This is a genomic window from Peptoniphilus sp. BV3AC2 (genome assembly GCF_000478945.1).
Lineage (GTDB): Bacteria > Bacillota > Clostridia > Tissierellales > Peptoniphilaceae > Peptoniphilus_B > Peptoniphilus_B duerdenii.
Map to the genome: position 1 here is coordinate 1 of NZ_AWXD01000017.1, position 8396 is coordinate 8396.

The window sequence follows — 8396 nt, forward strand, 5'->3', positions numbered from 1 at the left end:
TATTGATAGGTCGATACCATATTCTTTATTCACTACTTCTACTGCATATTTGATATGATTTATTTCCTTGTATCTTTCCCTTATCTTTTCTGACTCTGTATTTAATTTACTGATTTCATCTTCTAAGTTTTTAATTTCTCCTAACCATTCTTTTTCTCTTAAATTTTTCTTTCCGCTGATTTTTTCAATTAAGTTTCTTGCCCTTATATGTTGGTCTATTTCCTTTTGGTTATTCTTGTAGAAGCTTTCTTTGAATATTTTCTTGCTTTCATATTCTTGGTAGGTTGCTTTTGTTTTTCTTACAGTCTTTGCATAGGCTAAGCACTTATTAAGGTCTTCTATCTTTTGACTGTTTTCTTTTATGGTCTTATATATTTCAGAGTTTTTACTTCTTAGGGTGTTTATATGTCCTTGTAGGTCTGATATGGTTTTTATTTTGTTTTCTCTTAGATAATTTATTCCACTTGCATATCTTTTTAGATCATAGATTGCCTTGTTTCTTTTCCCATAAAATGATAATCCAGCTCTATTGTTTTCTTGCATTTCTTGATAGAAGCTTAAATATTCATAGAGGTTAAAGAGTCCTGATTCATTTTCGATTTGCTTTTTACTCTGGTCTTTATATTCCTTGTATGATTCTTTTAGCTTATCTTTAAAGCCTGCTAACCATGATGTTATTTTCTTTATTTCATTGCCTATGTTTTTTAATAGTTCATTCTGTTTTTTTATTTCACGATTTATATCTCCTTTTTCTGTCCTTATTCCTTTTCTTTCCATTGCACTAGCACTTGCTCCTAGATGTATTGTTGGTATCTGTTTTATGCCTTGTCTTTTAAAACTCCTATGGTCTACTCTTTTTTCTATATCATTCTTTGCTAGATATCCATTGCAAAGGTCTGAAAAATTTTCTCTCCATTTTTCTACATTGCCCTTATCATTCCAGGTTGTTAGTTCTACTTTTCTTGTCTTTGGTTTTCCATTTTTGTTTAATACTTTTTCTCCTTTTTCATCTAGGATATATTCTTTTTTACTTTTCTGCCCCCATGTTCCATCTTCATTTATTGGTCTTACTATGGTCATTATATGAGCATGAATGTTTTGATTTCCCTCTCTACTTTCATCATGAATTGCTAGGTCTACTATCATTCCCTCTTTTACAAAATTGTTTTTAACATATTCTTCTATCATCTTTTTATTTTCTTCTATGCTTAATTCTTTTGGTAAAGATATGATAAAGTTTCTTGCAAGTTGGGCATTAGAGTTTTTCTCAAATAGTTCTACTGAGTTCCACAAGGTTTTTCGTTCTTTATATTCTTTTGGTGCGTGATCTGGTAAATATATTTCTTTGCTAATTACTCCTTGTTTCTTGGTGTAGTCATGGGTTACTCCGTCCCATTCATTTTTTATTTTTTCTCCACTTATATATGCTGCACTTGCTACTGCACTTTTGCCTTTTCCTCTTGATATTATGTTTACTGAAAAATGAAAACTGTCTGCCATTTTTATCACTTCCTTTCTTTCTTTGTTGTTTTAGGTGGAGGCTTATAAGATTTGTGTATCTTCGCTCCGTAAGTGAGCGATTTGAAATGTTAAAATATAAAAAGCCGACTACTGAATTTTCAACTCTTGTTGTTTCAGTGTGTCGGCTTGCCGTCTGATTACATTTCAAATTTTTAATGTCAAGGGCTGAGCGGTAGCGAAGTGCATTTTACCCTTGACATTAAAAAAGCGAACGATTATTTTTCGTTCAGCTCCTCGGATAACATCAAAGTAAAAATGCTTCACATTTTTTTTACTCCCAGTAGGGCAAAAGCACCGCAGGTCGCAATCACCCTTTAGGGTGTATAATTGCGCCCTTAGAAAATCTAAGGGAGATTTAATTATTATATTGTCCCTAATTTTCTCTTATTATTTTTAGTGTTTCTTTAAATTCTTTTGTCTTTGTTGCTTCTTCTAGTAGGATTTTTATTTCTTCATCTGTTAGTTCTTCTGCATTTTCTATAAGGCTTTCTAAGATTGCTCCTCTTGTTATTAGCCTATGGGTTCTTTCTTTTCTTCTTTTTTCTATGTCTTGTTTTAATATCTTCTTTTCTTGATTTTTTAGTTGCCTTAATCTTTCCTCTGTATCATCAATTTTATCTTTTATTTCTTTTGACTCTTGTCTTATTTGTTCTAATTTTTTCATACTTATATCCTTTCTTGTAATAAAAAAACGACTAGATTTTTATTTCTAATCGTTTTCGTTTTAAATATTATAATTTGCTATATTCCATTTTAATTTTATGTTTTCTATATTTCTTTCCATGTAATCCCAATCTGAAGTACCTCTACTGTCTATTGGCAATTTAATTTTTATATCTGTCAATACTGTGCTAGATATTTGATCTTTATATTCAGTATTTTTTAAAGCTTGCCTAATAATTGAAGTTAAATAGAATGCTACTTCTCTATTCAATTCTTTATTTTTTAATTTTAAACAACTTTAATAAACTGACAAATTTTCATGAAAATTTGCAGCCGATTTCATACCCGTCATACCAAAAAACTATCCAAAGAATAATTTCAATGGATAGTTTTTTATATTGCTAATTTAATTGTTTATCTCTTCATCATTTTTGATTAGCTCAGCTTTTACTAAAAGCCTTTTATCGTTTTTGGGATAGGGGTGACACGCCATTAAAAAGAGTTTGGTCTTTCCTTCTTCTCGTGTAAATTTACTCCAATCCGTAGGTTCAATCACTTCTTTATCTACTACTTTGTAATAGAGTTCTTCTTCTCTTGTAGTAATTTTTAGCTCATCACCTTTTTCCAACTTATCAATATTTAGAAAGGATTGTGTTTCGTTTATTCCTCCTCTGTGCCCCGCAAGAACAGTTATAGTATTTTCCTCTGAAGTCGGTATATCTGTATCCTCAACAATACCTGAACCTGCTAATAAAGATTGTTCACTTGTATTATCACTAATAGGGGTAATTACTCCTATCTTATCGATTCTAAGAACGCCTATAGCTGTATCTTCTATGGAGTCTTTTGGTGCAACACTTTGTTTTGTTTCGTCCTTTTTTTCGTAATTTTCAAAAGGAGGTAATTCTTGTTTTATTTGTTTTTCCAGATTAATGGATTCTTCTTTCTTTAATTCTATCCTCTTATGGTTTAGAAATAGAAAGGCAATAGAAAAAACAATGAATATTAACCCGACTGCGATAAGAAGTTTACTTAAATGATCTTTTTTTTGCTTATTTGACATTTTTCTTTCTTCTTGATCTTATTCTCTTTTTTCTTTGAATTCCAGCAAAAGTAGAAAGATTACCAAGTCCTAGTAAAATCCAAGCATAGGTTGATGGATTTAATCCGTTTCCTGTTTTAGGTAGAGGCTTACCTGGCAAAGGAGTCTTAGGAGTATTTGGTTTAACTGGTTTTCCGGGGTTATTTGGTTTTTCTGGCTCTTTTGGAGTTTCAGGTGTATTTGGTTCTTGTGGGTCATTAGGTTTATTTGGTGTATTTGGTTCTTCTGGCTTACCTGGCTCCTTTGGTTTTTCTTCTTTATTTACAATTGTAAATCCATCTTTCATATTGCCAAGATAATTGACATCAAACCATCTTCCATCTAGCTTTATTGCATTTCCTGCTTCGCCAATTTCTTTTATCGTATAGTGGTAGTCGTGCGTAGAATGTGTACCTTTCTTAACATCTAAGTTTTTAAATTCTCCACTCCAATTATTGTCCCTATTTAACTCAAGAATTTTTCCAGTAGCTTCTCCATCCCTATAAAGTTCTACTAGTATTTTATCTACTGGTTTATTTCCATATAAAGTCCAGTCTTTCTTAACTTTAATAGTTATAGTATCTGGTTCAGATGGTGTTGGTGGTGTAGGCGGTGTTTTAGTCTCTTCTTTATTTGTTATTGTAAAGCCATCTTTCATAGACCCACTGTAATTTACTTTGTACCAATTTCCCTTAAGCTTAATTGAACCAGTTTCTTCTCCGACTTCTTTTACTGAATATTTATAGGCTTCTTTTGAGTCTAATTTTTCTACTACGTCTAAGTCTTTGAATTCTCCACTCCAATTATTGGCTTTGTTTAGTTCTAGCATTTTGCCTGTAGCTTTTCCATCTCTATAGAGTTCTACTTCGATTTTTTCTACTGGGGCTGCTGTTTCTTTTCCATTTTTATCTTGCCAAATTTTTTCTACTTTAAGATCTTCTTTTGATGGAGTAATTGGTGTCCATGGACTTGTTGTTTCTTCTAACTTATTTGTTATCTTAAAGCCTTCTTCCATGGATCCTGTGTAACTTACTCTAAACTTTTTATTTTCTAGTTCATATAGACCTTTTTCTTCTCCTACTTCTTTTATTGTGTATTCATAGGCTTTTTCTGATTCTAGTTTTTCTACTACATCTAAGTCTTTAAACTCTCCAGTCCAGTTGTTTTCTGCATTTAGAGTTAATTTTTTATCTGTAGCTTTTCCGTCTCTGTAGAGTTCTACCTCTATTTTTTCTACTGGGGCTGCTATTTCTTTTCCATCTTTATCTTGCCAAATTTTTTCTACTTTAAGGTCTTCTTTTGATGGAGTTATTGGTGTCCATGGGTTTGATGTTTCCTCTAACTTATTTGTTACTTTAAAGCCTTCTTCCATGCTTCCGTTGTAGTTTACTTTGTATTTGCTGTCGCCTATGGTAATGTTTCCGTCTTTTTCTCCAACTTCTTTTACTGTGTATTCGTAGGTCTTTTCTGAATCTGTCTTTTCTACTACGTCCAGATCTTTAAATTCTGCTTTCCAATTGTTAGCTTTGTTTAGTTCTTTCTTTTCACCTGTAGCTTTTCCGTCTTTGTAGAGTTCTACTTCAATTTTTTCTACTGGTGCCGCTAGTTCTTTTCCATCTTTGTCTTGCCAGGTCTTTTCGACTTTTACATCTGTCTTTGGTGGGTCTAATGGAGTCAATGGACTTTGTTCGTTATTTGTGATCTTAAAACCATCTTCCTTTGTTCTCGTATATGAAACATCATACCATTTATCTCCAAACTTGATTGAGCCGTCTTTTTCTCCGACTTCTTTTATCGTATATATGTCGGATTTATCTTCTAATTCTAAGTTTTTGAATTCTGCTTTCCAGTTGTTGGATTTATCTAATTCTAATTTCTTTTCTGTGGCTTGTCCATCTTTGTAAAGTTCTACTTCTATTTTGTCGACTGGAGCGTCTATAACTTTGCCATCTTTATCTTGCCAAATCTTTTCGACTTTGATGTCTTCTTTTTTTATTAATCCATTCGTAACAGAATTAGATTCTCCGAAATTTCCATTATCTGCATATCTTACAAAGAAGCTGTTCGTTGCGACTTTATCATTAAGAACATTGCTGCCAGGATATTCCGGAGCTTTCATTTGAAGCCTTATGTCTAGGGTTTCATAATTTCCTAATACAGGTTTGATATTACCTATTATCTTTATAGCAGTAACTTCTTCATATGATGTTGGATTTTTAACCCAATTTTGACTTTTTACAGCTTTTACTGGATCATCTGAAGGATTCTCATCCGTCGTATAAAAAACAGAAAAATCACTTGTTACATCTTTACCAGCTTTATAGATTTTTATTTCATCGACAAGCTTATTTCTATATTTGTTATTTCCATCTACAAAACTTGGTAGGATATCATAAATTTCTAAATTCTTTAAAGGCTCTTCTATATAGTTATTTACTCTCAGCTGATATTCAAACATACCTAATTTATCATTGGCTTTATCAGCATAATTAGTAACTGTATCTAATGAAAATGCCCTGTCATATACAAGGTCCCCATTTTCTTCTGCTGGTTCTACACTTCTTATTCTTTTAATACTTTTTACACTTTGTGCCAAAGTAGAGGTTACCTTTGACTTCGCCATCAAGATAGAGTCATGAGTATTACCATTATTATTTATATCAAGCTTATCAACAACTACTGTAGATGACATAGGGTCACCAACCTTAGGGTTTAACACAGATTGGTCATCATTGAAGTAAGAATATACTATATTGTCATTATTAAGCTTTTCTGTAATCGCCTTCTCTGGAACAATATTCTCATTAATTCTTCCATCAAACATAAATCTAAATACCTTACCATTGGCAGTATTATAGTCACCCACTAAAAAGTTGTCAACTTTTAAAATAAGAGCATCTCTTCCAGTGTTGTTGTAATTCTTTACTATCTCATATCTATAATTAAATCCTTTTTCGGCACTACCCCACAAACCCAATTCTTTTGGATCTGTACTTACAGTTATACCCTCAGGTAAAAGATCTACAAAAGTTAGGTTTGAAAGTTCTCTTTGATTAGACAATCCTTTAAAATCATAATTTATATCAAACCTTACTTTATCTCCAACTTTAGGAGTAGAATTGCCTCTATAGTCTGTACGCTTATCAAGCTTAACAGACTCTTCTATTGGAATGAGGTATTTATCTGCTGATGCTGTAAAATTATATTCATCCTCTCCGGATTTTAAATTTACCTCTGCTGTATTGTTAAGGGCTCTATCCGGTTCAAATTTAACCTTAAAAGGATCCTTGTACTTCATTCTTACACCGAATTTAAGCTGAGCACCTACTGGCAGTTCAAAATTATTAAAATGTATCTCTACTTTATCATACTCTGGATTTACAGCTGGAGCATTTTCTCTTTCTATCTTTCCATCAAGAACTTGCCTTCTTATATTTTTTGCTTCTTCCTGTGCAAGTTTATTTATTGGATACTCAGTATAGTTGAATAATTTTTCCGTTATAATATCATAAGTCCCATCTGATTTAATGCCCCTTATTTCATACTGACTAGAGTCCACGTATTTTTTATTAGGTGTAGTTTGTTGTGGTGAAATTATACCTGATACATAAAGTCTTGGATCAAAGTTTTTAGCATCTTCAATTATTACTATATCTCTCATAGGATTAGGTGTCCTATTTTGTAGATAAACGCTATAATTTACTTCTGCACTAGCCATTCCTGTTGGATCATAATAAGTCTTAGCTGGTGATTCTGGATAGAGTATTCCAGCATCATATTCGTTATTCTTCCAAAATACGCCACTTCCATCTAATGGGTCAGATGTCAATTGAAAACTCAAATTAGCTGAAGCCTTATAGACTTCCCCTTTACTTGGGTTATATGGTATTGCCTCTATATCAACACTATTGTCATAATATACTTTATCATCTTTTGGAGTATCCTTTGAATTGGTTTTAGCTCCTGGGAATCTTAATTTTAACTGAACGCCTTCTTCATAAAGGTCTCCTCCAGCACCACCATTTAAAAATTCTTCATCCTTAACAGTATGTCTTTTCCTTTCTTTAAGATTGTAAGTGACCGTTTTTCCATCAGGAGAGAGCACCCAGCCTGAGTTTTCTTCTGGTCTAAACTCAGCTGTCCTTTCTTTACCATCTGCATCAGTATAGGTTGGCAAGGTATCAGTTATTATATAACTTTTAAGAGCCCTTGCATTCATTCCTTTGTATCCACCATTAATAGCTTCTAACTGGAATTGAAAATTTACTGGTCTTGTGTCGTCTTCTGATATTCTTCGAGGATTGTTTTTGTCTTCACTACCACCATAATTCATTTGGTTTTTTTCACTAGACAAGTTCACTAATTTTCTTCCCCTAAAGTCAACATACTTAATAGAATATTCTTTGTCTTTTGCTTCTTTTACAAGACATCCATTGGCATCATAAAGCTTAACTTCTGGTTGGAATTTATAGTCTGGTGGTGTAATGTTATCTTTAAAACTGAAAGTATAAGGTATCTTTAAAGTGGTAGTCGAATCTATGGCTTTTAAATAAACTCTATAGATGGTCTTCCCATCTTCTACTCTCTTTTCCACCTTATCAATCAAAGGATAATCTTGGATAGTAGCTGAAGAATCTATATACTTTCCTTGATTATTTGGGTCTTCCCATCTTGTCACATCAATAGGATCCCAGTTTCCATCGTTTCTTATTGTAAACTCTTCTGAAGGGAAAATGACATCATAATATAATCCTTCAACTTCATTCTTAAGTCCTTTTCCATCAATTACAACTTTACTTTGAATTGTATCAGATCCATAATATTCTGTCTTATCTGATGATTCTATATCTAAGCTAAGTTCGATATTAGAGCATTTTCCATCTGTTGATTTATTTTCATTATTTTGAGCAAACATCGTTTTTCCAGTCGATGTTTCGTCTTTTTTTATTTCTGATTCTTTTTCTTCGATTGTTTTATCGATTGATGTTTCGTCTTCTTTAATTTCTGATTCTTTTTCTTTAGGAGGATTATTTATACTTAGTAGGCTACCTTCGATAGCAATACTACCTTTTACATCTGTTTCATCCTCTACAAGGCTTGTAAATACTACCTTTAGAGTACCCCCCCNCCC

At 32.5% G+C, this 8396-nt stretch carries 4 protein-coding genes; all 4 read right to left on the reverse strand.

Features of this window, described 5'->3' with window-relative positions:
* Positions 1 to 1500: MobQ family relaxase (gene mobQ, locus HMPREF1252_RS04185; protein ID WP_023059513.1), on the reverse strand; the 1500-nt coding region annotated here is incomplete at its 3' end.
* Positions 1501 to 1894: 394 nt separating this feature from the next.
* Positions 1895 to 2185 carry a DUF3847 domain-containing protein gene (locus HMPREF1252_RS04190; RefSeq protein WP_019191465.1) on the reverse strand — a complete coding sequence of 97 codons (291 nt, stop codon included), beginning with the start codon at positions 2183 to 2185 and terminating at the stop codon, positions 1895 to 1897.
* Between the two features lie 405 nt (positions 2186 to 2590).
* Positions 2591 to 3247, reverse strand: coding sequence for a class C sortase (locus tag HMPREF1252_RS04200; protein WP_023059512.1), 657 nt, complete (start codon positions 3245 to 3247; stop codon positions 2591 to 2593).
* On the reverse strand, positions 3237 to 8396 hold a 5160-nt coding region (locus tag HMPREF1252_RS09540; RefSeq protein WP_023059514.1), incomplete at its 5' end, for a Cna B-type domain-containing protein. The genes HMPREF1252_RS04200 and HMPREF1252_RS09540, both read right to left, overlap by 11 nt.